The sequence below is a fragment of the Microbacterium sp. HSID17254 genome (genome assembly GCF_003989315.1).
Taxonomy (GTDB): Bacteria; Actinomycetota; Actinomycetes; order Actinomycetales; family Microbacteriaceae; genus Microbacterium.
In genome coordinates this window covers 124,557-146,881 of record NZ_RBLT01000007.1, presented here as the reverse complement: position 1 = coordinate 146,881, position 22,325 = coordinate 124,557, and the positions used below count along the sequence as shown (strand labels likewise).

At 67.6% G+C, this 22,325-nt stretch carries 43 protein-coding genes and 1 tRNA gene; 33 read left to right on the top strand and 11 right to left on the bottom strand.

What is annotated here, in order from left to right; all coding sequences use genetic code 11:
• The first annotated feature begins 9 nt into the window (after window positions 1–9).
• The 17 genes from D8M34_RS06100 to D8M34_RS06025 are packed head-to-tail and all read left to right on the top strand — an operon-like array spanning window position 10 to window position 9,378.
• Window positions 10–663, top strand: a complete 654-nt coding sequence (locus D8M34_RS06100; protein ID WP_126893447.1) for a hypothetical protein — start codon at window positions 10–12, stop codon at window positions 661–663.
• Window positions 663–1,196 carry a hypothetical protein gene (locus tag D8M34_RS19190; protein ID WP_126893446.1) on the top strand — a complete coding sequence of 178 codons (534 nt, stop codon included), beginning with the start codon at window positions 663–665 and terminating at the stop codon, window positions 1,194–1,196. The genes D8M34_RS06100 and D8M34_RS19190 overlap by 1 nt, the downstream gene beginning before the upstream one ends.
• Window positions 1,196–1,402 carry a hypothetical protein gene (locus D8M34_RS06090; RefSeq protein WP_126893445.1) on the top strand — a complete coding sequence of 69 codons (207 nt, stop codon included), beginning with the start codon at window positions 1,196–1,198 and terminating at the stop codon, window positions 1,400–1,402. Before D8M34_RS19190 ends, D8M34_RS06090 begins: the two co-directional genes overlap by 1 nt.
• A gap of 13 nt (window positions 1,403–1,415) precedes the next feature.
• A complete protein-coding gene (locus D8M34_RS06085) occupies window positions 1,416–1,643 on the top strand; it encodes a hypothetical protein (RefSeq protein WP_126893444.1) in 228 nt (75 codons plus the stop codon).
• Window positions 1,644–1,662: 19 nt separating this feature from the next.
• The gene (locus D8M34_RS06080) at window positions 1,663–2,022 is read left to right on the top strand and encodes a hypothetical protein (protein ID WP_126893443.1); all 360 of its coding nucleotides are present in this window, start codon (window positions 1,663–1,665) and stop codon (window positions 2,020–2,022) included.
• A complete protein-coding gene (locus tag D8M34_RS06075; RefSeq protein WP_126893442.1) occupies window positions 2,019–2,711 on the top strand; it encodes a hypothetical protein in 693 nt (230 codons plus the stop codon). The genes D8M34_RS06080 and D8M34_RS06075 overlap by 4 nt, the downstream gene beginning before the upstream one ends.
• Window positions 2,712–2,741: 30 nt before the next feature.
• Window positions 2,742–2,915 carry a hypothetical protein gene (locus D8M34_RS18790; RefSeq protein ID WP_153244984.1) on the top strand — a complete coding sequence of 58 codons (174 nt, stop codon included), beginning with the start codon at window positions 2,742–2,744 and terminating at the stop codon, window positions 2,913–2,915.
• The gene (locus tag D8M34_RS06070; protein ID WP_126893441.1) at window positions 2,912–3,427 is read left to right on the top strand and encodes a hypothetical protein; all 516 of its coding nucleotides are present in this window, start codon (window positions 2,912–2,914) and stop codon (window positions 3,425–3,427) included. The genes D8M34_RS18790 and D8M34_RS06070 overlap by 4 nt, the downstream gene beginning before the upstream one ends.
• A gap of 7 nt (window positions 3,428–3,434) precedes the next feature.
• Window positions 3,435–5,318 (top strand): DNA cytosine methyltransferase, encoded by a 1,884-nt coding sequence (locus D8M34_RS06065; protein WP_238695605.1) that lies wholly within the window; start codon window positions 3,435–3,437, stop codon window positions 5,316–5,318.
• Entirely contained in the window at window positions 5,315–5,929 is a 615-nt protein-coding gene (locus D8M34_RS06060) for a hypothetical protein (protein ID WP_126893440.1), read from the top strand. The genes D8M34_RS06065 and D8M34_RS06060 overlap by 4 nt, the downstream gene beginning before the upstream one ends.
• Window positions 5,926–6,459: a hypothetical protein gene (locus D8M34_RS06055; protein ID WP_126893439.1), complete on the top strand. Its 534-nt coding sequence runs from the start codon at window positions 5,926–5,928 to the stop codon at window positions 6,457–6,459. The genes D8M34_RS06060 and D8M34_RS06055 overlap by 4 nt, the downstream gene beginning before the upstream one ends.
• Window positions 6,456–7,316, top strand: a complete 861-nt coding sequence (locus D8M34_RS06050) for a hypothetical protein (protein ID WP_126893438.1) — start codon at window positions 6,456–6,458, stop codon at window positions 7,314–7,316. The genes D8M34_RS06055 and D8M34_RS06050 overlap by 4 nt, the downstream gene beginning before the upstream one ends.
• The gene (locus tag D8M34_RS06045) at window positions 7,313–7,636 is read left to right on the top strand and encodes a hypothetical protein (protein ID WP_126893437.1); all 324 of its coding nucleotides are present in this window, start codon (window positions 7,313–7,315) and stop codon (window positions 7,634–7,636) included. The genes D8M34_RS06050 and D8M34_RS06045 overlap by 4 nt, the downstream gene beginning before the upstream one ends.
• Entirely contained in the window at window positions 7,633–7,836 is a 204-nt protein-coding gene (locus D8M34_RS06040; RefSeq protein WP_126893436.1) for a hypothetical protein, read from the top strand. The genes D8M34_RS06045 and D8M34_RS06040 overlap by 4 nt, the downstream gene beginning before the upstream one ends.
• Window positions 7,829–8,611, top strand: a complete 783-nt coding sequence (locus D8M34_RS06035; protein WP_126893435.1) for a hypothetical protein — start codon at window positions 7,829–7,831, stop codon at window positions 8,609–8,611. The genes D8M34_RS06040 and D8M34_RS06035 overlap by 8 nt, the downstream gene beginning before the upstream one ends.
• A complete protein-coding gene (locus tag D8M34_RS06030) occupies window positions 8,604–9,110 on the top strand; it encodes a hypothetical protein (protein ID WP_126893434.1) in 507 nt (168 codons plus the stop codon). The genes D8M34_RS06035 and D8M34_RS06030 overlap by 8 nt, the downstream gene beginning before the upstream one ends.
• Window positions 9,103–9,378, top strand: a complete 276-nt coding sequence (locus D8M34_RS06025; protein ID WP_126893433.1) for a DUF4326 domain-containing protein — start codon at window positions 9,103–9,105, stop codon at window positions 9,376–9,378. The genes D8M34_RS06030 and D8M34_RS06025 overlap by 8 nt, the downstream gene beginning before the upstream one ends.
• Here D8M34_RS06025 and D8M34_RS06020 read toward each other — a convergent pair.
• Window positions 9,375–10,253: a hypothetical protein gene (locus tag D8M34_RS06020; RefSeq protein ID WP_126893432.1), complete on the bottom strand. Its 879-nt coding sequence runs from the start codon at window positions 10,251–10,253 to the stop codon at window positions 9,375–9,377. The genes D8M34_RS06025 and D8M34_RS06020 overlap by 4 nt on opposite strands.
• Before the next feature lie 32 nt (window positions 10,254–10,285).
• On the opposite strand from D8M34_RS06020, the gene D8M34_RS18785 reads away from it, so the two are divergent.
• The 6 genes from D8M34_RS18785 to D8M34_RS05995 all read left to right on the top strand — a co-directional run bounded on the left by D8M34_RS18785 (window position 10,286) and on the right by D8M34_RS05995 (window position 12,355).
• Entirely contained in the window at window positions 10,286–10,432 is a 147-nt protein-coding gene (locus D8M34_RS18785; RefSeq protein WP_153244983.1) for a hypothetical protein, read from the top strand.
• On the top strand, window positions 10,429–10,833 hold the full coding sequence (locus D8M34_RS06015) for a hypothetical protein (RefSeq protein ID WP_126893431.1): 405 nt from the start codon (window positions 10,429–10,431) through the stop codon (window positions 10,831–10,833). Before D8M34_RS18785 ends, D8M34_RS06015 begins: the two co-directional genes overlap by 4 nt.
• Complete coding sequence (locus D8M34_RS06010; protein WP_126893430.1) at window positions 10,830–11,204, top strand: hypothetical protein; 375 nt, start codon at window positions 10,830–10,832, stop codon at window positions 11,202–11,204. Before D8M34_RS06015 ends, D8M34_RS06010 begins: the two co-directional genes overlap by 4 nt.
• 311 nt (window positions 11,205–11,515) lie before the next feature.
• The gene (locus D8M34_RS06005) at window positions 11,516–11,704 is read left to right on the top strand and encodes a hypothetical protein (RefSeq protein WP_126893429.1); all 189 of its coding nucleotides are present in this window, start codon (window positions 11,516–11,518) and stop codon (window positions 11,702–11,704) included.
• Complete coding sequence (locus D8M34_RS06000; protein ID WP_126893428.1) at window positions 11,701–12,048, top strand: hypothetical protein; 348 nt, start codon at window positions 11,701–11,703, stop codon at window positions 12,046–12,048. The genes D8M34_RS06005 and D8M34_RS06000 overlap by 4 nt, the downstream gene beginning before the upstream one ends.
• Entirely contained in the window at window positions 12,032–12,355 is a 324-nt protein-coding gene (locus tag D8M34_RS05995; protein ID WP_126893427.1) for a hypothetical protein, read from the top strand. Before D8M34_RS06000 ends, D8M34_RS05995 begins: the two co-directional genes overlap by 17 nt.
• Before the next feature lie 54 nt (window positions 12,356–12,409).
• Here the strand turns inward: D8M34_RS05995 and D8M34_RS18780 are convergent, their stop codons facing one another.
• Together D8M34_RS18780 and D8M34_RS05990 are read right to left on the bottom strand one after the other, a co-directional pair.
• Complete coding sequence (locus D8M34_RS18780) at window positions 12,410–12,556, bottom strand: hypothetical protein (protein ID WP_153244982.1); 147 nt, start codon at window positions 12,554–12,556, stop codon at window positions 12,410–12,412.
• Window positions 12,557–12,566: 10 nt separating this feature from the next.
• Window positions 12,567–13,028 carry a hypothetical protein gene (locus D8M34_RS05990; protein ID WP_126893426.1) on the bottom strand — a complete coding sequence of 154 codons (462 nt, stop codon included), beginning with the start codon at window positions 13,026–13,028 and terminating at the stop codon, window positions 12,567–12,569.
• Between the two features lie 37 nt (window positions 13,029–13,065).
• Between D8M34_RS05990 and D8M34_RS05985 the strand changes: the two genes are divergently transcribed.
• The 6 genes from D8M34_RS05985 (at window position 13,066) to D8M34_RS18765 (ending at window position 14,411) form a co-directional block, all read left to right on the top strand.
• Window positions 13,066–13,284 (top strand): DUF3039 domain-containing protein, encoded by a 219-nt coding sequence (locus D8M34_RS05985; RefSeq protein ID WP_126893425.1) that lies wholly within the window; start codon window positions 13,066–13,068, stop codon window positions 13,282–13,284.
• Complete coding sequence (locus tag D8M34_RS05980; protein ID WP_126893424.1) at window positions 13,281–13,538, top strand: hypothetical protein; 258 nt, start codon at window positions 13,281–13,283, stop codon at window positions 13,536–13,538. The genes D8M34_RS05985 and D8M34_RS05980 overlap by 4 nt, the downstream gene beginning before the upstream one ends.
• A 215-nt stretch (window positions 13,539–13,753) precedes the next feature.
• A tRNA-Asn gene (locus D8M34_RS05975) sits at window positions 13,754–13,826 on the top strand.
• A gap of 119 nt (window positions 13,827–13,945) precedes the next feature.
• On the top strand, window positions 13,946–14,122 hold the full coding sequence (locus D8M34_RS18775; RefSeq protein WP_153244981.1) for a hypothetical protein: 177 nt from the start codon (window positions 13,946–13,948) through the stop codon (window positions 14,120–14,122).
• Window positions 14,119–14,274, top strand: coding sequence for a hypothetical protein (locus tag D8M34_RS18770; RefSeq protein ID WP_153244980.1), 156 nt, complete (start codon window positions 14,119–14,121; stop codon window positions 14,272–14,274). Before D8M34_RS18775 ends, D8M34_RS18770 begins: the two co-directional genes overlap by 4 nt.
• On the top strand, window positions 14,271–14,411 hold the full coding sequence (locus D8M34_RS18765) for a hypothetical protein (RefSeq protein ID WP_153244979.1): 141 nt from the start codon (window positions 14,271–14,273) through the stop codon (window positions 14,409–14,411). The genes D8M34_RS18770 and D8M34_RS18765 overlap by 4 nt, the downstream gene beginning before the upstream one ends.
• Before the next feature lie 321 nt (window positions 14,412–14,732).
• Here D8M34_RS18765 and D8M34_RS05965 read toward each other — a convergent pair whose 3' ends face one another.
• The 7 genes from D8M34_RS05965 to D8M34_RS05935 form a co-directional block, all read right to left on the bottom strand.
• Window positions 14,733–14,939 (bottom strand): helix-turn-helix transcriptional regulator, encoded by a 207-nt coding sequence (locus D8M34_RS05965; RefSeq protein ID WP_126893422.1) that lies wholly within the window; start codon window positions 14,937–14,939, stop codon window positions 14,733–14,735.
• A gap of 115 nt (window positions 14,940–15,054) precedes the next feature.
• Window positions 15,055–15,279 (bottom strand): hypothetical protein, encoded by a 225-nt coding sequence (locus tag D8M34_RS05960; RefSeq protein ID WP_126893421.1) that lies wholly within the window; start codon window positions 15,277–15,279, stop codon window positions 15,055–15,057.
• Between the two features lie 266 nt (window positions 15,280–15,545).
• Complete coding sequence (locus D8M34_RS05955; RefSeq protein ID WP_126893420.1) at window positions 15,546–16,121, bottom strand: hypothetical protein; 576 nt, start codon at window positions 16,119–16,121, stop codon at window positions 15,546–15,548.
• 63 nt (window positions 16,122–16,184) lie between these two features.
• Window positions 16,185–16,451, bottom strand: coding sequence for a hypothetical protein (locus D8M34_RS05950; protein ID WP_126893419.1), 267 nt, complete (start codon window positions 16,449–16,451; stop codon window positions 16,185–16,187).
• Between the two features lie 98 nt (window positions 16,452–16,549).
• The gene (locus tag D8M34_RS05945; protein ID WP_126893418.1) at window positions 16,550–17,002 is read right to left on the bottom strand and encodes a hypothetical protein; all 453 of its coding nucleotides are present in this window, start codon (window positions 17,000–17,002) and stop codon (window positions 16,550–16,552) included.
• Between the two features lie 2 nt (window positions 17,003–17,004).
• Complete coding sequence (locus D8M34_RS05940; protein WP_126893417.1) at window positions 17,005–17,334, bottom strand: hypothetical protein; 330 nt, start codon at window positions 17,332–17,334, stop codon at window positions 17,005–17,007.
• A gap of 93 nt (window positions 17,335–17,427) precedes the next feature.
• Window positions 17,428–17,796, bottom strand: a complete 369-nt coding sequence (locus D8M34_RS05935; RefSeq protein ID WP_126893416.1) for a hypothetical protein — start codon at window positions 17,794–17,796, stop codon at window positions 17,428–17,430.
• A 444-nt stretch (window positions 17,797–18,240) separates the two neighbouring features.
• On the opposite strand from D8M34_RS05935, the gene D8M34_RS05930 reads away from it, so the two are divergent.
• Both D8M34_RS05930 and D8M34_RS05925 read left to right on the top strand, forming a co-directional pair.
• Entirely contained in the window at window positions 18,241–18,840 is a 600-nt protein-coding gene (locus D8M34_RS05930; protein WP_126893415.1) for a hypothetical protein, read from the top strand.
• 83 nt (window positions 18,841–18,923) lie between these two features.
• The gene (locus D8M34_RS05925; RefSeq protein WP_126893414.1) at window positions 18,924–19,517 is read left to right on the top strand and encodes a hypothetical protein; all 594 of its coding nucleotides are present in this window, start codon (window positions 18,924–18,926) and stop codon (window positions 19,515–19,517) included.
• A 2-nt stretch (window positions 19,518–19,519) separates the two neighbouring features.
• Here the strand turns inward: D8M34_RS05925 and D8M34_RS05920 are convergent, their stop codons facing one another.
• Window positions 19,520–19,972: a hypothetical protein gene (locus D8M34_RS05920; RefSeq protein WP_126893413.1), complete on the bottom strand. Its 453-nt coding sequence runs from the start codon at window positions 19,970–19,972 to the stop codon at window positions 19,520–19,522.
• Between the two features lie 84 nt (window positions 19,973–20,056).
• On the opposite strand from D8M34_RS05920, the gene D8M34_RS05915 reads away from it, so the two are divergent.
• Window positions 20,057–20,554 (top strand): phage terminase small subunit, encoded by a 498-nt coding sequence (locus D8M34_RS05915; protein ID WP_126893412.1) that lies wholly within the window; start codon window positions 20,057–20,059, stop codon window positions 20,552–20,554.
• Window positions 20,555–20,557: 3 nt separating this feature from the next.
• Complete coding sequence (locus tag D8M34_RS05910; RefSeq protein ID WP_126893411.1) at window positions 20,558–22,312, top strand: terminase large subunit domain-containing protein; 1,755 nt, start codon at window positions 20,558–20,560, stop codon at window positions 22,310–22,312.
• Window positions 22,313–22,325 lie beyond the last annotated feature (13 nt).

Here is a 22,325-nt window from a genome sequence, read left to right as displayed (position 1 = left end):
CATCCCCACATGGTCGACATCAAACGCACCCTGCAGGCGAAGGAGTTGCGCGAGGCCGTGTTTAGCGATCCGGATCTCCCGGAACCGCTGAGGCTGTTCGCGCTCGCCGGCATCCACCTCTGGGAGACGGCTCCTGACCGGCAGGCCGTGAAGGAGTTCCGTCGAGAGAGTTGGCACTACCGGGCGCTTCGGCTCATGGGGCGCACGGGCACGGTCGAGGAGCTCACCCCGGGGCTGCGTCGATTGCTGTACGACGACATCCCGAAGTACCGCCCCGACATGAAGGTCCAGGCGAAGTGCCTCGGCACGATGCTCCGCCCGGCGGGTGCGCCGTGTGCCCGCGAACCACGGATGCGGACGATGCTCGTGAACCCGATGACCGGCGAACGCACTCCGGTCGGCGCGTGCAAGGACCAGCGCCACCAGGCGCAGGCGAACGCGATCCTCCGCGCCGCGAGACAGGCGTGGGAAGACAACGGGTCACCTGAGCCGAAGCCGAACAGCGGCGGGCGCCTCCGCCGACACTTCGTCGGGAACATCGACGAGCTCTACGCATGGGCAGACCGCTACTACACCCGTGGGACCACCGTCCCCGAACCACCACCGCAGAACCTCGCGGGGATCGCCAGCCTCGCTGACCGCCGCAACAGGAAGGACTCGTGATGCGAATCCTCACCGTTCGCCAGCCGTGGGCATGGGCGATCGTCCACGGCGGCAAGGACGTCGAGAACCGCCCCCGGAACATAACCGGCGGCTACCGCGGCCCCGTCGCCATCCACGCCGGCCTGACGTACGACAAGGGGTCTCACGAGCGCTCCCGGACGCTCAGAGAAGCGCAGGACCGAGCGGCGGCCTCCGCCGGAGCCGAAGTCTTCCCCGGCGGCTACCTCTGGGACTTCGACGAGCCGGACCCTCGCAAGCAGTGGAGCCTCCCGGGGGCGATCATCGGCGTCGTCGACCTCGTCGGCGTGCACCATTGGGCGAATTGCCTCAACCCGGTGCGCCCGGAGGACGAATCGACCTGGACCGGATGCTCATCGTGGGCCGAACCGTTGAATGCGTACCACCTCGTCCTCGCGAACCCCAGGCCGCTCGTCGAGCCGATCCCGTACACGGGGGCCCTCGGCCTTCGCGACCTCGCGGTGCGCGATCCCAAGGTCGTGCTCGAGATCACCCGACAGATCGGACCGCACTGATGTCGTTCACCGCTCAGTACAACGGTGTCTGCGCTGCCGACTGCGGCTACCGCATCCACGAGGGTGACGAGATCGAGCGCGACGAGGACGGCAGGTTCCGTCACGTCGGCTGCGTCCCGAAGCCCGACCCCACCACCCTCGGACCGAAAGAGGTCGTCTGCGGCATCTGCTGGCTGGTGAAGCCGTGCCGGTGCGACGACGACTGAGAGAGGAGCCGTGATGGCTCGCGGCTACGTCAAGCCGATGCCCACGCGCGGCGAAATGCGGTGGCGCGCACACGTCGTCTCCCAGGGCATCACCGTCTGGGCGGACAACGGGTGGGCATCGCTGTCGGAGGCGATGCAGGTCACCGCGTCCATCGTCAGCGCGTTCGAGACGACGGATCGGCTCGGGCAGCTCCACCGCCCCTGGTCGGTCATCGTCGACGAGGCGGCCGCCGACCTATGAACACAGGAAGGGAGCCGTGATGGCTCAGAAACCCCGCACCCCGGTGCAGTTCCCACGGATGAAGGTCCGCGGGCGTCGTAACAAGGCGAAGAGCGTGGCGCGCCACCAGTACCGCACGGTGTTGCCTCACACCAGGATGATGCAGGTCTCATCGAACGAGGCGCGGTTCGACGTGATCGTAGCGTGGGAGCCCGGGTGCTACCGCGTCGAGATCACTCGCACTGCCGACGGGTGGGGCCGCGAGGTCGCTCCTCAGCGCGTCCAGGTGTTCCCGGCGCCGGAACCTCGACCGGAGTCGACCTACAAGGTGCAGCTCAAGATCGAGAACAAGATGAGCGACGAGCTCTGGGCGCTGCTGACCGGAGAGCGGGCGTCGTGAGGATTCGCAGCATCAAGCCCGAGTTCTGGCGTTCCGACGACATCGCCGCCCTGCCCATCACCGCCCGCCTGCTGTTCATCGGCCTCTGGTCCTACGTCGACGACAACGGCGTCGGCTCGGACAAGATCTCGTCGATCGCGGCGGACCTGTTCGCCGCGGACCTCGAAGCAGACCCTACGGAGACCTTCCGGAGAGTGTCCGAAGACTCTGCCTGCCTCGAATCCCGCGGTCTCATCATCCGGTACCGGGCTGACGGCAAGCCGTTGCTCTACGTGAGGAACTGGACGCGGCACCAACTGGTGAAGAACCCGTCGAAGGGACGCGAATATCCGCTCCCACCTGCCGAATTGCTCGAACCCTTCGCGCTCCTCCCCAGTGTCTACGTAGAGCCTACGGAGACTCGGGGGACAGGAGCAGGGGAGCAGGGGAACAGGGGAACAGGGGAGAGGGAGGGCGCTGGCGCGCCACTCTCCCCCTTCTGCTCGAAGCATCCCGAGGGCACCGACGATCCGTGCCGGGCCTGCGGGACCGCGCGGAAACGGTTCGAGAAGGCGGAGGCCGACGCGAAGACGAAGCCCACTCAGCTCCCGGCGAAGTACGGCTCCCACCAGGAGGAGTGCGCCGGAGAGCATCGGTGGCTGCCCGGCGGCACGTGCATGCACTGCACCGCCCGGAAAGCCACCGCCTAGCCGCCCCACTCGCCCCAATCGGGAGACACCATGCATGCCGACCTCGCGTTCGCCGAGTTCCTCGACTACTGCTGCGGCCGGTACGCGCGCTCCCTGCCGTACCGGCGCCGCCTCGAGCTCGAGCGGCCGCTGCCACCCCCACATCCGAACACCGAGCACCTCCTCCAGCGGAGGCGCGACACCACCACGAGGAGGAGCGCGTGAGCGCCGACATCCTGTCCGACCCCACCCACCCGCACGGCACGTCTGAGGGCTACCGGCTCGGATGCCGCGGGAGCCACTGCCCGGCCCCGATCACCTGCCGCGACTTCCACGTCCGCTACCAGGGCGACTACGCCTTCCGCAGACAGGTCGACGCCGGCGTCAGCGCGGCCGACATCATCGCCGCCGACCAGGAGCGCGCGGCGCAGCTCGCGGAAGCCGAACGGAAGGCGCGCCGAGCTCGCGGCGGACCCCGCGCCGGCGCCAGCATCGGCGACCGCCGCGCGGCCGCCAACCGCGCCCGCGCGGGCGAGAACGCGATCATCCCGCGCGACACCCTCCGCGCCCTGCTCAACGAGGGCCTCACCGACAGGCAGATCGCCGATCGCCTCGGCCTGGAGCGCCGCCAGGTCGCCGGTACCCGGAACGCCGCAGGCCTCCCACGAAACCCCGACCAGAACCGGCGCCCCGTCCGCACCGAAGCCCCCGCCACCGCGGGGGCTTCGTCGTCCTAGGAGAACGATGACACCGTCAGCAACCACGCTCGACGCAGCGAACGATCTCGCCCTCACCAAGGCCTTCGTCGCCGGGCACCAGACCTCGAAGCACAAGGGGTACGTCCAGCCGTCGATGCCCTGGAACGGGCTCACCGTCACGGACCTGTTCTGCGGCGCGGGCGGCTCGTCCTCCGGGCTCGTCGAGGCCGGATACAAAGTGGTCCACGCGGCGAACCACTGGGAGCTCGCAATCGCGTCGCACCAGGTCAACCACCCGGAGACGGACCACTCGCAGGCCGACATCAGCCAGGTCGACCCGCGCTACTTCCCGACGACGGACATCCTGTGGGCGTCGCCCGAGTGCACGAATCACTCGATCGCGAAGGGCGTGAAGCGCCAGCGCGCGATTAACGAGGCGCTCTTCGAGCTCGGCGGCACCCGTCCCCTCGTTGACGAGGCCGCGAACCGGTCCCGCGCGACGATGTGGGACGTGCCCCGGTTCGCCGAGCACCACCGCTACAAGGCCATCATCATCGAGAACGTCGTCGACGCGGCGAAGTGGGTCATGTTCCCCGCCTGGCTGCAGGCGATGGAGCTGCTCGGCTACCGGCACCAGATCGTGTGGCTGAACTCGATGCACGCGCAGGTCGGCGGCCTCCCGGCGCCGCAGTCCCGCGACCGCATGTACGTCGTGTTCTGGCGATCCGATCTCGCGTCGAAGAAGCGCCCGGCGCCCGCGCTCGGGAAGTGGACGCGCCCCGAGGCCGTCTGCCTCGAGCACGGCCTCATCCGCGCGGTGCAGGTCTTCAAGAAGAAGGAGCCGTGGGGCCGGTACCGGTCGCAGTACCTCTACCGGTGCCCCGAGTGCTACGCGGTCGTGGAGCCCGGATGGCTGCCGGCGGCGTCGATCATCGACTGGTCGATCCCGGCGCCGCGCATCGGCGACCGGGAGAAGCCGCTCGCCGAGAAGACCAGGGAACGCATCCGCCGTGGCATCGAGCGGTACTGGTCCCCGCTGGTCGTGAAGGCCGCGGGGAACACCTACGACTCGGTCTCCGGGAAGCCAGGGAACTACCTGCGCGTCTCCGAGCTCGACGACCCGATGCCCACCCAGTCGACGTCAGCGGAGCACGGGGTGGCGTTCCCGCCGTTCCTCGCGCAGTTCCGCGAGCGGACCCGCACGCAGACTCTCGATGGCACCCTGCCGACGGTCGTCGCCGACGGCGCGAACCACGCGCTCATCGTCAACAACCTCTCGGGTGCCGACGACTCGCGGTCGCGACCGATCTCGGAGGCGCTGCCTTCGCTCGTCGCCGGAGGGAACCACGCATCGCTGCTCGTGCCAGTCGAGGGGCGAGAGGGGAAGAGCGCGGCATCTGCCGCTGACCCGCTGCGCACCCAGTCGACGCGCAACGAGACTGGGCTGCTCGTGCCGCTGCGGAACCACGGCGTCGCGAAGCCGACGACCCACCCGATCGACACGGTCAGCGCCGAAGGGAATCATCACGCACTCGTGATGACGAACAACCACGGCAACCGCGCGCGGCCGGTGGGCGAGCCTCTCCCGACGGCGACCACCGCGACGACGCACGCGCTGCTCATGCGGAACAACCTCGGCGGCGCGGAGATGTCCACGCCGGTCTCCGAGGTGATGCGCACGCTCACCACGGGCGGACACCAGTCGGTGCTCGAACCGTCGGAGCCGATCAGTCTCGACGTCGATGACGCCGGGTTCCGCATGCTCGAACCGCACGAGATCCAGGCTGGCATGGGCTTCGCTCGTGACTACCACCTGCTCGGGTCGAAGCGGGACAAGGTTAAGCAGGCGGGGAACGCGGTCACGCCGCCGTCGGCCCGCGACCTAGGGCACGCCGTCGCCGAGTTCATCAACGGGGCGATCGCAGCATGAAGCTCGCGATCGCCGACCCGCCCTACCCGCCGCTCTTCTCGGAGCGGCGGGACGTGCCCGGTGGCCCGCTGCGGGTGACGTCGCGGTCTCGGTCGCGACGCTGGTACGGGGACGGCCCGAGAGCCGCCACCGACTCTCCCATCGCCGACTTCCACCCGGACGCCGGCGTGTGGGACGACATCACCGAGCACCGCCGGTTGATCGAGCGCCTCGTCGAGGAGTTCGACGGGTTCGCGATCGCGACGACCCACGACGGCCTGGACGCCTACCGGCCACTGCCCATCGGCGCACACACGGCCGTCTGGCACCGGCCGACGGCGCTTCCCGGGGGCGGACGGATCATCAACCGGTGGGAGCCGGTGATCGTGTTCGTCCCCGAGGAGCGCCGCGGCCGTGAAGGTCTCCGCGTCAGCGACGTCCTCACGGCGAACGCCCCGCGCGCCGGCTTCGTCGGCGCCAAGCCGCCGGAGTGGACCCGGTGGGTGCTCGACATGCTCGGCTACGACCCAGCTACCGACGAGCTGCACGACCTCTTCCCTGGCTCGGGAGCCGTCGCGGCGGCCGCCGATGGCATGCTCCCGATCCCTGCTCTCGAAAGGACATCAGGATGACCGGTTTCATCGGCATCGACTGGTCGCTCACCGCATGCGGTGTCGCGGCCTACAACGACGGGGAGTGGGATCGGTGCACGATCGCCACGAAGCCTGACGACGGGACGATCGAGGGCTACCTCGACCGTGTCCACGGCATCGCCGCCAAGGTCGACTCATGGGCGGACCCCGCCGACGGGGACATCTGGGCGATCGAAGGTCCATCCCTCGGCGCGAAGGGATCAGCGCTGGACCGCATGTTCGGCGGCTGGTGGCTCACCGTGAACGACCTCACCGAGCACCACGAAGCGCCGTGGGTGTTCGCTCCGTCGAGCTTGAAGAAGCTCGCCACGGGGAAGGGCAACGCGTCGAAGGACGAGGTGCTCCTCGCGACCGAAAGACGCGTGCCTGATGCCGCCGTCACGAACAACAACGAGGCCGACGCCGTCTGGGCGGCGATCGGCGCATCCATCCTCGCAGGGCAGCCGATCATCGAGCTCCCCGCGGCCCACACGAAGGGTCTCACTCGGACCCTGAAAGGAAAGCTGTGAGTGCCATCGTGAAGCGCAGCGCGCGCGAGATGATCGAGCTGCTCGAAGCGCACTACTCCCCGCCGCCGTCGAAGCCCCCGGGCGGTCGCCTCATCACCGAGATCCAGGCACCGCACAGCCTGCGACGTGCAGATGCGCTCTACCTGCCGATCACGACCGGCGACCGAGGAACCATCATCGGTCACGAGATCAAGGTCAGCCGAAGCGACGTCATCGCGGAGGTCCGTGATCCGCATAAGGCCGACGCTTGGATGCGGTACTGCGACCGGTGGTGGCTCGTCGTCTCCGACGCATCGCTGATCGACGGCCTCGACATCCCGGAGAAGTGGGGTGTGATGGCCTCGCCGACACGCGGGCGGTTCATGACCATCGTGACGAAGGCGCCAACCCTCGCCCCGGACCGGTCGATTCTCGTCGACGCGTGGGGGACCATCTTCGCGAAGACCGGCTTTGCCGACATCGCCGCCACTGCGGAGGCGAAGCGCTACAAGGCCCAAGCGGAACAGTTCTCGGAAGCGAGTCGAGAACAGAACCGGGAGATAGCGCGGCTGACGGCTGCGCTCGGCGACGACACCGGCAAGAGCCACTACCGATCGAATCGCCTGACGGTCGCGAACATCCTCGCCGAGCTCGACCGGCTGGGCGAATACGGGGATGACGCCCCGCACGCCTTCCGGGGGCTCACGTGGACACTCGACGCCGAGGAGGTGGCGAGGGGCATCCTCGCGGCTGCGGCCGTTGCCGACGAGCGCCGACCAGTCACGGACGACATCGTGGCCGCGATCGAACGCGCCAACAACGTCGCCGAGCGCCTGACCCAGGTTCTCGACGAGATCCAACCGAAGGGAACGCCATGAGCACCGAGTATGCCGGCATCACCATCATCATCGACTACGGACCCAAGCGCACCGTCGTCAACATCCCTCGTGCGGAGGCCGTGGACCTGCGCGTGATCGAGGATATGCCGCAGCTCCTCGCGGCGGACCCGTGCTGCGAGCTTCCTCTGTCGATCAAGCCGCCTCTCATCCGCCACACGTGGCGGCCCATCGGCGAGTACACGCTACGCGAGGAGGAGAACCCCTGGCATCAGCCCGCGCCGCAGCTCTCAGAGCGCGAGCGGGCGGAGGCCGAGCGGTTCGGCATCCACGACGAGGACGACCGCGGGGGCGTCTGGTGACGGTCCGGCGCGAAGAGCGCCTCACCGTCTCGTCGCGGGACGATGATGCCCTGTCGATCGTCCAGGCGATCTCGGAGATCCCTGCGGGGGCACGTCTCGTCGACGTCGAACTCGACGCGGAACACCACAACGTGATGGGGCACCGGTACGGCACCCGCCCGGTCACGTTCACCTTCAAGCGAGAGGTCACCGATGCCTGACGAGCACGACATCTGCATCACCAACCACGAGCTCATGAGGGCGATCCACCGAGCGGATCGCCCTTTCCCTTGCCGCCGGCGGGGCATGACGCCCGCAGGGGAGCGCATCCCCGAGGCGCACTTCGCCGAGTGCGAGAACCAGGCGTGCCGGGGCTGCATCCCGCGCTCCGCGCAGCACGGCTACCTCTGCGGTGTCTGCTACCGGCGCGTCGTCGACGCGCTCGGCCGACTCGCCTGGCTGATCGCCCACCTCCGGTCGATCGAGAAGCCCGCGCAGGCGATCGGGGAGCGCGTCGACACCTCGATGGAGAAGTCGATCCTCATGCCGGACCCGTGGATCGCCGCCGACGAGCTCATGGTCGCTCTCGGCGCCAGGGTGATCCCGTCGACGGCGACCATCGACGAGGCCATCCGCCTCGCACACGACGCCGTCGCGATCGACGTCGACGCATGGGCGAACACCCTCGAAGGGGCGACGTCCGCCGTGATCCTCCTCAAGCGGATGGGCGTCGCGCTGCGCCGCTGGCCCGACTCGGAGGCTCAGTTCCGAGCCATCCCTTACCTGCAGTGCCCGAACTGCTCCCACCCGCACCTGTGGCGCGCGGCGCCGGAGCGCGTCGGCGACGAACTCCGTGTCGTCTGCGGCACCCCGGACTGCGGGTACGAGGTCGCGTGGGAGACGTGGGTGACGCAGTACGCGCCCGCGTTCGCCGCGATCGAAGCCGACATGAAGCGCCGCGAGAAGGCGGCCAAGAAGGAGAAGCAGGATGCCTGACCCCACCGTGACGCTGCGCGAGCAGCACCAGGAGCACCTCAGTATCGAATCGACGCAGGCGTGGGCAGCGGGCGACCCGGACGCTACGCCCGGCGACTGCTGGCGTGCATGCCTCGCTTCCCTGCTCGAAGTTCCGATCGCCGTCGTGCCCCACTTCGTCGCCCTTTACCCGGACACCGAGGACGAGCTGACGGCGACCCACGGTCCTCCGTGGTGGCGCGAGTCGGTTGCATGGGTGGGGGAGGTGCGGCCCGGGTGGGCGATCGGCGCTTGGGATGTCCCGTCCCCGTGGAAACCGGTCTACCTCCCCGGCGCGGAAGCACCCGACCGGGTGATCCTGACCGGCCGCTCGCCACGCGGCGACTGGCTCCACTCCGTGCTCGTGTGGGACGCCAACGGGACGCTCGCCCACGACCCTTTCCCGGGCGGGGAGGGCGTGAACCCGCCGTACTCGGACCGGATCGCTCTGGTGCCGATCCAGGGAGTCGGTCATGCCTGAGCGGGTGCAGCTCTCCCGCCGGCGCGGGTACCGGAAGCCGGACAACACCGTTGTCGTCGCCCGACCCTCGAAGTGGGGCAACCCCTTCCGCGTCGTCAACGGCGACCGCGCCCGCGCCGTCGAGCTCTTCGAGCGATCCGCGATCGGGTTCGGGACGTTCCAGCCCGACCTCATCCGCGCCGAGCTCGCCGGGAAGAACCTCGCGTGCTGGTGCCCCCTCGACCAGCCGTGCCACGCCGATGTGCTTCTTGAAGTAGCGAACCGCTAGACCGGGCCGCGCTCGACGTTCGCCACCAACTCGACCGCTTGTGCGTCGGCCCAGACCTTCGAGGCCTCGATTCGATCTTGAGCAGATCGCTGCGCACGCCATCGCCGAATTCGGCCGGAGGCCTGGGCTCGCGCGTTCGCCAACAGGGCGGCGCTCTCCTCATCTTGGAGGTAAGCCATGGTGTGGATGAACGCTTCGCGATAAGCCAGCAACAGTCGACGGGCCCTCGCGTATTGGAACATCAAGACCTCCAGATCGCCATCCTTCTCGACCTTCGAGCGGTAGCCGCGGGAGATGATGTCGGAGTCGTGCCACTTCCATTGCCACGACGACAGCCGATCTGGCTCGGTCTCGGCGTACTCAGCGATGTTGATGTTCACCCAGATCGCGAGAATTCCGGTTGAACCGGAGGCTTGATCGTGATCGCGGATGCGCTGATCGAGCGCATCCGCGAGCGTTTCGAGCTCCTCGAGCGTGGCGGACAAACGCTGCACCCAGTGATATCCGGGAACATGCTCAGCGGGTGCACCCGCAGGTACTTCCTTGACCGCTTCGAGGATGGGGGCGAGGAGCGCCTGATCGACATGCAGACGGCGCATCCGGTCGCCTAGAAAGCGAATGCCGAGGCGGAGAGGTACGCGAGCGCGCTCGACGACCTTCGCCTGTGCGTCGGATACCTCCCGCGCGCGCGAACGCGTCGCCATTCGCTTTTCAGCTCGCATGACGAAGACGCCGACGCCGGCGCCGGTGGCGATGCCTACGAGCAGATCGGGGCCGAATGTCTCCATGTTCCACCAGCCGCCGAGCCAACCGAAGGCACCATCCCACCATGTGCTCCAAGGGTCAGCGACGGCCGCGACACGACTCACACGCATGACAGAACTCAACCACAGAACGGACAACGACCATGAACCACACCGAAGAACAGATCGAAGCGCTCAACCGTGCGTTCGGATCGCGCACAGGAGGCGCGCCGCGCTTCACCGCGGAAGACGAGGGCGATGACTATCTGTTCGGTCGTCCCACCGTCACCGAGCAGGGAGAGAACCGATGAGCGACAACCCGCGCCGGAAGCGCACGATGCGTGGCACTGTCGCCGCGCGTGACCTGCTCATCCAGAGCGTGGCGAACCTGCTCGGTGTCGCGAGCTCCGACATGGTCGACGAGTGGAACGACGAGACGCTGGAAGGCGTCTTCGACGAACCTCGCGGGGCGGCGACCGTTCGGAACACACCCGCCGCCGGGCGCTTCGCGGAGAAGCTGGTCGATCGACTCCTCTTCGAGGACGACGTGCTGCTCGACTACGTCGGCACCGAAGAGAACGACGACGCACCCTGGAACGATCCCGTCATCGACGCCCACGGCATCCCCGACCGGATGCTCACCCCGCGCGAGATACGCGACGCCGAGCGCGCCGCCACCCCGGGAGAGAACCGAGAGGAACAGAACCGATGAGCGAGTACACACCGACGACTGAGGAAGTCATCGAGCACTGGTCAGCCACGCGCGGATCGGCGATAGACCCGGATGCGGCAGAGCGGAAGGCGGAGCGTGAGCGCATGTTCCGTCGCTGGCTGGCTGCTCATGATGCCGAGGTGCGGGCTGGTGTCGTAGCGGAGGAACCGGAATGGGACTACGGCGTCGGCTGGCGATGGAACGGCACCGTCTACGCGTTCAGCACCGGAACTCGAGATGCGGCCGAGGAGTACATCGGACGCCACCCCGACGACCCAGACTTCGGCCCGCACTTCCTCGTCCGCCGCGAGCCCGAGCGTTCGGCTGGCCTGTGGGTGCCGGTGAAGCAGGAAGGAGGGAGCCGTGGCTGAGCCGAGCGATGACCAGCGTGCCTCGTGGCGGTGCCGCCGATGCGGATCGAGCCGTTCGATCGGCTACGGCATGTGGCCGGGCAGCGGACCGGTGAAGGCCCAGTGCGTCCCGTGCGGAGCGGTTTCCGACTGGCCCGCGGCGAAGCGGGAAGGAGCCGGTGGTGGCTGACGTGAGGCCGTGCGGCCGCGCGCACGTCCACGGGAGCCACTCGTGGGAGGAAACGGAACCCCGCCAGGTGTACCACCACTGCCGGGGCGTCCGCGAGGTCTCATCCGACGACCTGTGGAACCCCCGGCATGACGTGAGCGGTATGTCCTGGCCCGTGAAGTGCACATGCTGCGGCCACGTGCACGACGGCGGACAGGTCACCGTCGTGCAGCGGTACGCGGACTGCTCCACCTGGCAATGCCCGAACTGCCAGTCCCTCATCGACGACCGCCCCGTCGCATGGGGCGGATCGGCGATCCCACTCGACAAGGAAGGACGAGAGGAACGATGACCACCTACTGGCACGGCGGCCGCTACCCCGCAGACGGCATCCTCACCCCGCAAGCAGAGATGCGGTCCGGCCGCGCCGGCGACGGCCACGTCTACATCACCACCGACCGCGACCTCGCCGCGACCTACGCCGCCACCCTCCCGGGCTCGTGGCTCATGCAAGTCGAACCGATCGGCCCCGTCGAGCACGACCCCGAGTCGATGCTCGACTACTCATTCCGATGCGCCTCGGCGACGGTGCTGCGTCGCTACACGCTCTCGAACACCGAGCGCGCGCAACGACTGCGCGCGATGCGTCGGCTCGGGTACCGGGAGGGGGAGCCACGCCATGCCGATACGCCCTGAGGAGCGAGCTCGCTACCCCGACGACTGGGACGACATCTCGGCGCGGATCAAGCACCGCGCCGGGTGGCGGTGCGAGTGCGAGGGGGAGTGCGGCCGCGGCACGCACGAAGGCCGGTGCCCGAACCTGCACCACCTGCCGGCATACGGCACCGGCTCCCGGGTCATCCTCACGACCGCGCACCTCAACCACACGCCCGAGGACTGCAGCCCCGAGAGCCTCAAAGACACGTGCCAGGGGTGCCACCTGCACTACGACCGCGAACACCACGCCGATACACGTCGGCGCCGCGCGCAGTCCGTTGTATGAGCCGGGAGGGTGCGGGGCATCGCCCGTTCGGCTCGACCCCCACCCCCCCACAGCTCAGTCGTCCTCGGATTCGCTGAGGTAGATAACCTCATCCTTCTCGAGCGGACCGCCCGTGCCAAGGATGGTCTGCCCTTCGAGAGTGCGCTCAAAGGCCGATTCATCGACCGAATCATCGAGCCATTCGTCGTCCTGCTTTCCCATGTTCACCTCCTCACATTCCAGTCGAAACAGCTGCATACGCGATCAGCAGACTGCTGCCAAGGAGGATCAGGCCGATGCGAACCATGCGCAGTCGGAAGATCACCTGCTTCTCCTGCTGATCAATGAGCACGGTGTACAGACGAGTGATGTAGAGGGTCGCGTCGATTTCATTCCTCTTGAGGATTTCGTCGCGGGTGTACTTCGGTCTTAACTCCTGGATGCCGCTGGGGAAGAGCGCTGCGATACCGAAGCCCACCGCGCTGATGCACACGAGCATCGAGAGCAGAAACAAGGGAGCCGGATTACTGACCAACAGCCCCGTGACGATGGATGCGGCAGCAATCAACATGCCCGCGCGAGTCTCCGCAGACGCAAGCCGACGCGACTGTCCGTCGAGTCGCCTCGAGAGCTCGCCCAAAGCGAGCTCAATCTGATGCTGCTTGTCGTCGAAAGACGGCTTGCGCTTTCCCATATCCGAACCATACTGCCCACCCAGAGAAAGGCTCATCTTGAGCACCGACACGCTCGAACAGCAGGACACCACCACCGACACCGGCGACCATGACCTGTTCGCTCACTACGCCCTCAAGAAGGACATCGAACGGTCGATGTTCGAGGGCGTCGAGATCACCGCGCTCTGCGGCAAGAAGTGGCGGCCGTCCCGCGACTTCACCAAGTTCCCCGTCTGCGGGACGTGCAAGACCATCCTGGAAGGAATCCCCGAGTGACCACCCGAGCCGACTACATTCGCTCCGACGAGCTCGCCGACGCCGCCGTCCGAGTCAGCGACCTCCCGAAGCTGTTCGGCGTCAGCCGTTCGACGATCGACGGATGGATCGCGAAGGACAGCATCCACACGTTCGAGCACCCCGTCTCGGAGGCGACAGGGCGGCCCCCGCTCGCCGTGCGCTTCGGCGACCTGCCCATCGACAAGCCGGGCACGACACGGTGGCACGCGAAGGTAAACCGGAAGAACCCCTGATAGAGTCTCTATGGTTGGACTCGTCCATACCCCACACCCTCGGAGCACCGCTTCCGGGGGTTTCGTGCTTTCAGAGCACGTCCCCCTCCCACAGTGTCGGTTGACCCCCAGTCCCGGCGAACGTGGTCGAGGGCGCCGCCAGGAGCGCGGCACACCGCGCCGTCAGGGCGGATAACAGAACACGCCCGAGCCGGCATCGCCGCGGCGGGCTCCCTTCCGGGATAGCTCAGTTGGCAGAGCTGCGCACTGTTAATGCGCCTGTCGCAGGTTCGAGCCCTGCTCCCGGAGCTGTGGAGGTGCGGGTCTTTCGACAACTTCGGGTGCGCGGTATTCAGCCCGCCAAGGCACCCCGAGCCGGTCCCGCACCTCCCACGACGTAACTTCCCTTCGAACCCTGGCGGTGCAACATGCGCGTCATCCTCGGCATCGCCTGCGGCCTCACCGCCAGCATCCTCGCCTACGTCCTGTGGCGCCCGACGCTCGCGTGGACGCTCACCCGCATCCCACCCGCCACACACCCCGACTGCCACCCCCGCTACCGGACCTGGCACCTCGGCATCGAAACCCTCGAGGAGCCCCGTTGAGCACCGCAGCTCGCAAGGCGCGCAAGCGCGCTGGCGCCGCCTACGTGAAGGCACGCAAGAAGCCCACTCGGCGCTTCGACGAGGCCCGCGGCCTCGGCCTCATCACAGGCCCCGAGATCATGGTCCGCATCCTCGCCCGGAGGTCGAAGTGACGATCGCAACACCGCCGCCGCCGATCGAGTACACCTGCCGCGAATGCGGGACGCCGTGGAACTCTTTGTCGGCCGCCGGCGAGTGCGAGATCATGGACATCGCCGAAGCGCGGCAGGCGCGGCGCGAGAAGGGCTGACCCGACGTGGCCTGGTCGACCAGCAACCGGAAGTCGCAACTTCCTGACGACTGGCCTCAGATCTGCAAGTTCATCCTGAAACGCGATCGCAACCGATGCCAGCACATCCGATTCGACACGGAACGGAAGTGCCTGCAATACGCAAATCAGGTCGATCACAGGGACCAGTCGCGGTCGTGGGATCACTCCCCGTCGAACCTGCAATCTCTGTGCGAGTACCACCACCGCGTGAAGAGCTCGTCGGAGGGTGGCACGGCCGCCTCAGCGCGCCGGCAGGCTGCAAAGAAGCGCCGGCACCCGGGACTGCTCCCGTAGCTGCAACTACCCCCGGTCGAGGTCCGTTCGAGCGCCGCGGCCGGGACGGTTCGCCCACCACGCGTCGATCGTCTCCTCCGACCATCCGCCGATCGGTCCGATCCGAACGTCCGGCTCCGGCATCTTGCCCTGCGCCGCATAGTGGCGGATCGTGCCTGCGGCCAGCCCGAAGCGCGCTGCAACTTCGGCGGGGCCAAGATAGTGCACGGTCATGCCTGCAATTGTCCCATGGGCTGTAGAATCGGCCATGGTTCCTTCCCTTCGGTTGGATTCCGCGCCCCGGCTCTGTTTCACCCTCCATCGGAGGTCGAGCCGGGGCATCTTCATGTCACCAGTCCTGCAATTCGCCCGGATCGGTCACGTCGAACATCGGTACTTCCCACGGCATCGACTCCGGCGGCGCCGGCCGCGGCCACCGCACACCGTCGAGCGGCTGCAACTTGCGGTCGTACACCGGAGACGGCTCCGGCGGGGTGAGCAGCGGATTCTCCCGTGAGTCTCCGGCTGCGCGGGTGAGTGCTGCAACTTCCGGCACCGCACTACGTCGCCTCATGGCGCACTTCCCTTCGAGATCCTGAGTGGTATCGCGCGGGAGCGTCCCCACAACGCTCCCGCGCGCTCCGCCGCAACGGTCGCCGCTCCCGACGCATCGCCCGCCCGTCGGCGAGACGAAACACGACGCTGAACTCCCCAGTCAGCCATTCGCTCATCGGTGCAACTTCCTATCGCGTCCCCTGCGGAGACTGAGGAGCAACTTGCTCCCGTGCGCGTTCCGGCCGTGACGCCGGGTGCCGCCTTCGCGGACGCGCGAACCTGCAACTAGAACACCTCGCCCCACGCCGGGTCCGGTGCAACTTCGACGATCGCGGGAACCTCGTCCTCCCACTCCTCGAAGGGCGCAACGTCCGGCGTCGTCGCATTCGCGATGATCGTGTGCACCTGCTGCCGGGAGAGCCCCACCGCCCGCGCAATGGCTACCTTCGTCGCCCCCTTCGACGCCGCGTCGAGAATGAGCGCGTCACGCTCCAACGTCAGCCGTCGCAGCATGTCGAGCTGGTCGAGAGCCCGATCCGCCGAGTCCTCCCACGCGACCTGCTCCCGCTCCTCCGCGGCGCGCTCCCGCCACTGCGAGAACGTCACCCGCTCGGTGCCCCAGTGCTCAATCCACCACTGCCGGAACTCAGACGTGACGATCCCGCGGACCATGTGCGCCGCGCCGTAAAACGCCGCCTGCTCCGTCGTGAACCCTCGCGCCGCCGCCTTCGCAAGGTACGCGTTCGCGCGGGGCGTGTTCTGAAACAGATACGTGACGCCGCCCGCATGATCGTAGAACCGTGCAAGTTCGCCCGCCACATACTCCGCCCATGCCGCGAAGTCGTCCCGGTAGATGCTCATGGTGTTCCCTTCGGTGCCCGGGTGTTTCACTTCCCGGGATCGTGCAAATAGGTGCCGTGCCTGTCAGCCGGCGGGCGTCAGCGCGTATCCGCGGCCGCCGATCCAAACGGCGTCTTCGCCGCCGACCTCGCCGGCGCTGAAATCGTCGCTCATGACGTAGTCGGCCGCGTTCGGGTGCCCATCCCACTCCGGCCGCGGGATGAGCCGCGAACGGCGTTCCACGGTCGCGGACGGGTCGCGTTCGATGTCGCCGGCGTACTCCGTGAGTACGTCGCCGTCCAGCGCCGCAGAGTAGGGCGTGAATCCGTCTTCCCAGTCGAAATAGCGCATTGCCTGTTCCCTTCGTCGTCCCCACTGTCTCACCGGTGGGGGTTGTCCCGTGCCGCGGTCGTGAGCCGCCGACGCCTACGCGTGGCACGGGGGAGCGGTCAGCCCGCGCGGACGATCGTCCCGCGCGAGGTGAACACGTGCCCGCAGACGATGTCCAGCGCGTCCATGCACGTCTTCGCGACCTCGTCGCGCGCCTTCTCGGCGTCGCTTATCGTCGCGTGCGGGCCGCCCATCGCGCGAGGGTTGAGGCCGCGCGCGTACACGTAGAACGCGGACACGTTCCCGCGGCCGTCGCGCCCCGGGTAGCGCGCAGCGATGTCGGCGAGCTCTGCGGGTGAACACTTCACCGGAGCCCCGGCAAATCGCCAGTGCTCGCCGTCTTCGTGGGCGTCGATGTACTCGGCTCCATCTGCGAGCATCTGCGCGTGCCCGGCGTGCGCGTCTTCCGCGCTGCGGAACGCGATCCGCTCTCGCGCCCCGTCCCGGATGACGTCCAGCACGGGCCGCGCCGGGTCACGGTAGTCGAAGTCGCGGGCAATCTGCACGCCCATGGTCAGCGCTCCCCGCGGATAGCGGCGATCGCCGCGGCCGGATAGGTGTACTCGACGCCGAGCGCGTCGAGTGTCGCCCGCGTCGTCTCCTGCATCACGTTCAGAGTGTGGAACGCCTCGCGCGCCGTCGCGCCGATGCTCCCGAATGCCTTCGTTCCCGGGTAGCTCTCACGGTTCGATCCGCCCGCCGGGATGATGTGCAACGTGTGCGTGCTCATCCCGCGCTCTACGGCGAGACGGTCGCCGTCCTGCAAAATTCCCGCCGCCTGAGCGTAAGCGGTGAGCATCGCGGCCTGCGTCGCAAGGTCCGCCTTCGTGATTCGGTTCGACATGGTGTTCCCTTCGGTAAGCCCGGTGTTTCACTTCCGGGTGCGTCCGTGTCTCGGTCGTGAACCGTCGCCGCCTACGCGGGGACACGGGAAGCCTCAGTGCTGGACGTCTGCGCCCGTCGCGCCCTCGACCCAGCACACGCCGCGGCCGTCCAGAGCCTCCCAGCACTGCAACACGGGCAAGAGCTCTCGCGCTTCCTGCAACGTGGCGAAGTACACCGCCACGCCGACCGGTAGCGGCGGCTCCACACAGTCCGCGTCCGTGTCGTCCTCGCACTCCGGCGGCTCCTGCGTGCCCCCGACCACGGGAGCGACAACGGGAGCATCCGGGGCAACGGTCACCGGGGCAACGGGAGCCGACGACTCGACCGCGCCCGGCTCCGCGCCGACCGTGCCGGCGTCATCCGTGCCGAGCTGCTGCGCCGGCGTCTCCTCACCCGCGACGACCGTAGCCGGCTCATCCACGGGGAGAGTGCCCGCGTCCGTCGCTGCGATGCATGCCATGAGTGCGACACCCGCGGCGAGGCCGCCGAGTCCCGCAAGTCCAACCTTCTGCGTAACGCGCATGGTGCGTCTGTCCCTTCGGTGTGTGGTGCCGGTGTTTCACTTCCGACACCACTGACTATACACACACCCGTTTGTGTGGTCTACCCCCCGTCCACACACCCGCACAGCCACGCCCCACCCGCGCACACGCCCCGACGCACGCCCACTGTCCAGCCAGCCGACACCGGCCCGCCGCACACGACACCGCGCATGTGTCAAGCCACCTGACACCCCCGGGCCACCACCCCCCGCCCCCGGCCCCGGCCCGCCCGCAAGCGTTCTGCCTCTCGCGGTGCGCGCGGGTCTGGGGGGTCATGATGCCGCCCAGACCACGCGACCGACGCGTGCCGATACTGTGGCTCCATGCAGATCGCCCTCGACGTCTTCACCGTTCTCCTGGCGGCCGCCGCGCTGATCGTCTCGATCCGGGCGATGAAGGTCGCGAAGAACGCCCCTCTCGAGGAACGAACCCGCTCGAACCGAGACGAGATCAGAGAGGCGTTGCTGGCGACAAACGATCCGTTCTTCGCCGCCCTCTATGCACTCGATCGCGGTAGACCCGTGGGAGACATCCCAGACGTAATCCCAGTAGCGCGCGACGTCCTGGACCGCATCGGCCCGAGGTTGCCCGAAGAGGTGGACCTCGTCCTGCTTCGCATCCGGTTCGACCAGGTGGTCTCACGATGGAACAGCGTGACCGGAAACGTCGCTGCGGTTCAGCGGATGGTCGAGGACGTGAGCTATTGGGATGAGCAGCTTGCGGAGCTCGACCCGAATGCCACCGAGAGCATCCGGACGGAAGTGAAGACCCGACTCGCCGAGGCTCGCAGGGAAGAGCAGAGTCTCAGGGACGAGGGAACCGCGCTGCGAATGAGCCTTCGCGAAGCGCTGACGGAGACGCGCGACGCGAGCACGAAGTACATCAGCTCGGTCGACGAGAAGGATAAGAAGAGCTCGAAGTAGGCCAAACCCAAGTCCTCATCGCTGCCCTGTACCGCTTCGAGCTCATCCGCTGAGGATGTGCCGCTTGTCGCTACGATTCGAGCATGCAGATCCAGTTCGACCCGTTCTCGTTCGCCGTTGCGGTGATCGCGGTTCTCGTTTCTCTCCGGGCGTACGTCCTCTCGAAGCGGGCGCCCCACGTTGAGCGGGTACGTCAGAACAGGGACGTCGTCCGCAGCGCGCTGCGCGACCTCGCCGACGTGTTCCGTGACCTGCGGCATGAGCTCGATGAGGGCCGCGAGGTCGGCGAGGTGCCGTCTGAGATCGACGCCGCCTACTCCGTACTCGAGGAGTACGGGCCGCGTCTGCCCGAACGGAGTCACGTCTGGCAGATTCAGAGTTCGATCCGAGAGCTCCAATCGGCATGGCGCTCAGCGATCAGCAGCGCGGAGCGAGTCCGGGGGATGGACCAGGAGGTCACGCTCTGGGAGACGGAGATCGCGAGCTCTAACTATCCCGAGAAGACGCGGGCCCTGATGAGACGCAACCTTAGCGAGGCGCGTCGTCGGCAGGCCGAGATGCGGAGAGTGCTCGACACGTCGCTGACGAACCTGCGCGCGGCTGTCGACCCCGCCGAGGTTGCCAGCGGCGACTATGTGAGCAGGATCGACGCGGAAGAGCGAGGCGCGGCGAAGTAACTTCACACGGCCGGTGCGCTGCCAGGAGAGGTGCGAGGCAAGTTCTCAGGGTGAACAAGCTCACCGAACTGGTGGATCTGCCAGAGATCGGCTTCCGGCCGCCAAACGAAGGTGAACACCATAGCCTCTACGTCCGCCATCGTGTTCGTGGTGTAGCCCTCGCCGACTCCCGACAGGATCTTCACGTAGACCACATCGTCAGCACCGAGGGCGGTGTTGGCGAGGCTTCCGATGGCAGGGCCTTCGATCGATCGCATGGTCTCTCTGGTCGCAGAGAAATCGCCCCACGCGTCTTTGGATTCAGGGGTCACCATTCGGTCAAGGATCGACCGGTCGAGGCTCTCATCGCGCACGCCATGGAAGAAGACCCGAGCCAGATTGACCGGGTGATTCGGCGGTAGCGCCGCCATCTGGTATCGCGCGTCGTCATCGTCCGTCCAGGTGTCATCGGTCATGCGCCGATCGTACCTCTGGCTACTCATCACCACCGTCCGGTGGCCGTTTCGGTCGCCGGCTTCCGATTCGGGAGAGGCATCACCATGGCTGGCAATGGACCGGCGCCGAAGGAAAAGCGCTCGCGAGGGCGCGACAACCCCGCGCGCGAGATCATCAAGTCCGACGGACGTCTGGGAGGCTTCCCCCTGCCGGAGGATGTGCTGCCCCTGATCCCGGAGAAGGACCGCGACCCCGACTACTACGAGGGCGAGGCGCAGCGCGAGGAGTGGCACCCGCAGACGGTGCGCTGGTGGGACAACTGGCGGTCGTCGCCGCAGGCCGCCAAGATGCTGACCGCTCCCGACTGGGACTACCTCCTCGACACCGCGCTGCTGCACCACCAGATGTGGATGAGCGGCGGGAAGAACTCGGAGCGCGCCGCGGAGATCAGGCTGCGCGTCGCCGCGTTCGGAGCGACGATCGCTGACCGCTTGCGCCTGCGCCTCGAGGTGGAGGTGCCGGAGGAGTACCCGGTGGGCAACGCCGAGAACTCGAACGTGACCAGCATCGACGAGCGGCGCCAGCGACTCGGAGGCATGTAGATCATGCCTCGGCGTCTGCTGCACTCGCCGGGGCACGACAGGAAGCGATCCCTCGGGTGGATCGCAACGTGGTGGATCGAGACGTTCGTCGTCCACGGCCGCGGCGGCGCGCAGGGCATGCCGATCCAGTACGGCGACGAGTACACCGGCTTCATCGTCGACTGCTACGCGCACGACGCCGCCGGCAAGCGCTTCTACAACTCGGCCTTCTTCTCCCGCCCGAAGGGCACGGACAAGTCGGGCCTCGCCGCCGCGCTCGTCCTCTTCGAGGCCTTCGGGCCGGCGAGGTTCGCAGGGTGGGCCAAGGGTGGAGAGACGTACGAGTTCCTCGGCCGCACGTACACCTACGTCGCCGGCGAGCCGATGGGCAAGCCGGTCAAGACCCCCGTCGTCAAGATCATGGCGACGGAAGAGGGCCAGACCGGCAACGTCTTCGACAGCGTCTACTACAACCTGACCGACGAGAATGCGCCCCTCTACGCGTTGAAAGCCGTCTACGGAGTCGACGCGGGCAAGACGCGCGTCCTCATCCCGCACAACGGTGGCCAGATCACGCCGTCCACCGCCGGTGCCGCGTCGAAGGACGGCGGGCTCGAGACCTTCGCGGTCTTCGACGAGACCCACCTCTACGAAACGCCCACGCTGCGCGCGATGTACGACACCGTCGTCCGCAACCTGTCCAAGCGTCGCAAGGAAGGCACGTGGTTCATCGAGACCACGACCATGTACGAGCCCGGCGCCGAATCGGTCGCCGAGGACACCTACTTCCTCGCCGATCAGATCGAGGAAAAGAAGGCGCGCAGGCCGCGTCTCCTCTTCGATCACCGGTGGGCTGACGTCGAGTCCCTGGACAAGATCAAGGTGCCGGACCCGACTAAGCGCGGCGGCCAGCGGCTCGAGACGGAGGAGGAGTACCTCTCCCGACTCACAGCCGCGTTTTACGAGGCGTTCGGCGACGCGATCGCGTGGAACGACCCCGAGGGCATGCTGGACGACCTGTTCGACCCGCGGCGGTCCGAGGAAGACACCATCCGGTACTTCTTCAACGCGGTCGTCGCCGGGAAGCACTCGTGGCTCAAGCTCGTCGAGTGGTCGCGGATCAGCCTGCAGGCGCGGCTCGCCGAGGCGAAGGAAGCCGGCACCAAGCTCGGGTTCCGGCCGCCGGCGCGGGGCGACAAGATCGCTCTCGGGTTCGACGGCTCGCTCAACTCGGACGCGACCGTGCTCATCGCATGCCGCATCGACGACGGCTACGTCTTCCCGATCGGCATCTGGGAAGCGCCCGACTCGAAGGAAGCGAAGCACTGGACGGTCGACCATCAAGAGGTCGAAGCCGTGCTGGACGAGACCTTCAAGAAGTTCAAGGTCGTCGCGTTCCTCGCCGACCCGCCTCACTGGCGCGACTACGTCGACCGATGGGAGACGAAGTACGGTCCCGACCTGCTCGTCAAGGCGTCCGAGGCGAAGCCGATCACGTTCGAGACGAACCAGCACACCGTGATGGCGAAGGTCGTCGAGCGCACCGAGACCGCGATCAAGTCCGGGGAGCTCTTCCACGGCAACCACAAGGTGCTGACCCGGCACGTCCTCAACGCCTCCCGGTGGAAGCGCTCAGCGGGTGACGTCATCGGCAAGGACCGCAAGGGCTCGATGAAGAAGATGGACGCCGCCGTCGGCATGTGCCTCGCGGTGGAAGGCCGCGCGCGGTACAAGAAGCAGTTCAAGAAGCGGACGGGCACGGCTCGCCGAGTCCGGTAACCCCGGGGAAACG

What these genes read in the sequence shown, in the direction of transcription:
- D8M34_RS18775 (WP_153244981.1), top strand. Translation starts at nt 13,946, where the DNA reads ATGCGCGTCATCCTCGGCATCGCCTGCGGCCTCACCGCCAGCATCCTC.
- D8M34_RS05940 (WP_126893417.1), bottom strand. Translation starts at nt 17,334, where the DNA reads ATGTCGAACCGAATCACGAAGGCGGACCTTGCGACGCAGGCCGCGATG.
- D8M34_RS06020 (WP_126893432.1), bottom strand. Translation starts at nt 10,253, where the DNA reads ATGCGTGTGAGTCGTGTCGCGGCCGTCGCTGACCCTTGGAGCACATGG.
- D8M34_RS06090 (WP_126893445.1), top strand. Translation starts at nt 1,196, where the DNA reads ATGTCGTTCACCGCTCAGTACAACGGTGTCTGCGCTGCCGACTGCGGC.
- D8M34_RS05990 (WP_126893426.1), bottom strand. Translation starts at nt 13,028, where the DNA reads ATGGGAAAGCGCAAGCCGTCTTTCGACGACAAGCAGCATCAGATTGAG.
- D8M34_RS05925 (WP_126893414.1), top strand. Translation starts at nt 18,924, where the DNA reads ATGCAGATCCAGTTCGACCCGTTCTCGTTCGCCGTTGCGGTGATCGCG.
- D8M34_RS05965 (WP_126893422.1), bottom strand. Translation starts at nt 14,939, where the DNA reads ATGACCGTGCACTATCTTGGCCCCGCCGAAGTTGCAGCGCGCTTCGGG.
- D8M34_RS06005 (WP_126893429.1), top strand. Translation starts at nt 11,516, where the DNA reads ATGTCCTGGCCCGTGAAGTGCACATGCTGCGGCCACGTGCACGACGGC.
- D8M34_RS05995 (WP_126893427.1), top strand. Translation starts at nt 12,032, where the DNA reads ATGCCGATACGCCCTGAGGAGCGAGCTCGCTACCCCGACGACTGGGAC.
- D8M34_RS06045 (WP_126893437.1), top strand. Translation starts at nt 7,313, where the DNA reads ATGAGCACCGAGTATGCCGGCATCACCATCATCATCGACTACGGACCC.
- D8M34_RS06055 (WP_126893439.1), top strand. Translation starts at nt 5,926, where the DNA reads ATGACCGGTTTCATCGGCATCGACTGGTCGCTCACCGCATGCGGTGTC.
- D8M34_RS05950 (WP_126893419.1), bottom strand. Translation starts at nt 16,451, where the DNA reads ATGCGCTATTTCGACTGGGAAGACGGATTCACGCCCTACTCTGCGGCG.
- D8M34_RS18790 (WP_153244984.1), top strand. Translation starts at nt 2,742, where the DNA reads ATGCATGCCGACCTCGCGTTCGCCGAGTTCCTCGACTACTGCTGCGGC.
- D8M34_RS06065 (WP_238695605.1), top strand. Translation starts at nt 3,435, where the DNA reads ATGACACCGTCAGCAACCACGCTCGACGCAGCGAACGATCTCGCCCTC.
- D8M34_RS06100 (WP_126893447.1), top strand. Translation starts at nt 10, where the DNA reads ATGGTCGACATCAAACGCACCCTGCAGGCGAAGGAGTTGCGCGAGGCC.
- D8M34_RS05915 (WP_126893412.1), top strand. Translation starts at nt 20,057, where the DNA reads ATGGCTGGCAATGGACCGGCGCCGAAGGAAAAGCGCTCGCGAGGGCGC.
- D8M34_RS06015 (WP_126893431.1), top strand. Translation starts at nt 10,429, where the DNA reads ATGAGCGACAACCCGCGCCGGAAGCGCACGATGCGTGGCACTGTCGCC.
- D8M34_RS05910 (WP_126893411.1), top strand. Translation starts at nt 20,558, where the DNA reads ATGCCTCGGCGTCTGCTGCACTCGCCGGGGCACGACAGGAAGCGATCC.
- D8M34_RS05930 (WP_126893415.1), top strand. Translation starts at nt 18,241, where the DNA reads ATGCAGATCGCCCTCGACGTCTTCACCGTTCTCCTGGCGGCCGCCGCG.
- D8M34_RS06060 (WP_126893440.1), top strand. Translation starts at nt 5,315, where the DNA reads ATGAAGCTCGCGATCGCCGACCCGCCCTACCCGCCGCTCTTCTCGGAG.
- D8M34_RS06035 (WP_126893435.1), top strand. Translation starts at nt 7,829, where the DNA reads ATGCCTGACGAGCACGACATCTGCATCACCAACCACGAGCTCATGAGG.
- D8M34_RS06000 (WP_126893428.1), top strand. Translation starts at nt 11,701, where the DNA reads ATGACCACCTACTGGCACGGCGGCCGCTACCCCGCAGACGGCATCCTC.
- D8M34_RS05955 (WP_126893420.1), bottom strand. Translation starts at nt 16,121, where the DNA reads ATGAGCATCTACCGGGACGACTTCGCGGCATGGGCGGAGTATGTGGCG.
- D8M34_RS06025 (WP_126893433.1), top strand. Translation starts at nt 9,103, where the DNA reads ATGCCTGAGCGGGTGCAGCTCTCCCGCCGGCGCGGGTACCGGAAGCCG.
- D8M34_RS18780 (WP_153244982.1), bottom strand. Translation starts at nt 12,556, where the DNA reads ATGGGAAAGCAGGACGACGAATGGCTCGATGATTCGGTCGATGAATCG.
- D8M34_RS06085 (WP_126893444.1), top strand. Translation starts at nt 1,416, where the DNA reads ATGGCTCGCGGCTACGTCAAGCCGATGCCCACGCGCGGCGAAATGCGG.
- D8M34_RS06080 (WP_126893443.1), top strand. Translation starts at nt 1,663, where the DNA reads ATGGCTCAGAAACCCCGCACCCCGGTGCAGTTCCCACGGATGAAGGTC.
- D8M34_RS06010 (WP_126893430.1), top strand. Translation starts at nt 10,830, where the DNA reads ATGAGCGAGTACACACCGACGACTGAGGAAGTCATCGAGCACTGGTCA.
- D8M34_RS19190 (WP_126893446.1), top strand. Translation starts at nt 663, where the DNA reads ATGCGAATCCTCACCGTTCGCCAGCCGTGGGCATGGGCGATCGTCCAC.
- D8M34_RS18785 (WP_153244983.1), top strand. Translation starts at nt 10,286, where the DNA reads ATGAACCACACCGAAGAACAGATCGAAGCGCTCAACCGTGCGTTCGGA.
- D8M34_RS05960 (WP_126893421.1), bottom strand. Translation starts at nt 15,279, where the DNA reads ATGAGGCGACGTAGTGCGGTGCCGGAAGTTGCAGCACTCACCCGCGCA.
- D8M34_RS06030 (WP_126893434.1), top strand. Translation starts at nt 8,604, where the DNA reads ATGCCTGACCCCACCGTGACGCTGCGCGAGCAGCACCAGGAGCACCTC.
- D8M34_RS05945 (WP_126893418.1), bottom strand. Translation starts at nt 17,002, where the DNA reads ATGGGCGTGCAGATTGCCCGCGACTTCGACTACCGTGACCCGGCGCGG.
- D8M34_RS05920 (WP_126893413.1), bottom strand. Translation starts at nt 19,972, where the DNA reads ATGACCGATGACACCTGGACGGACGATGACGACGCGCGATACCAGATG.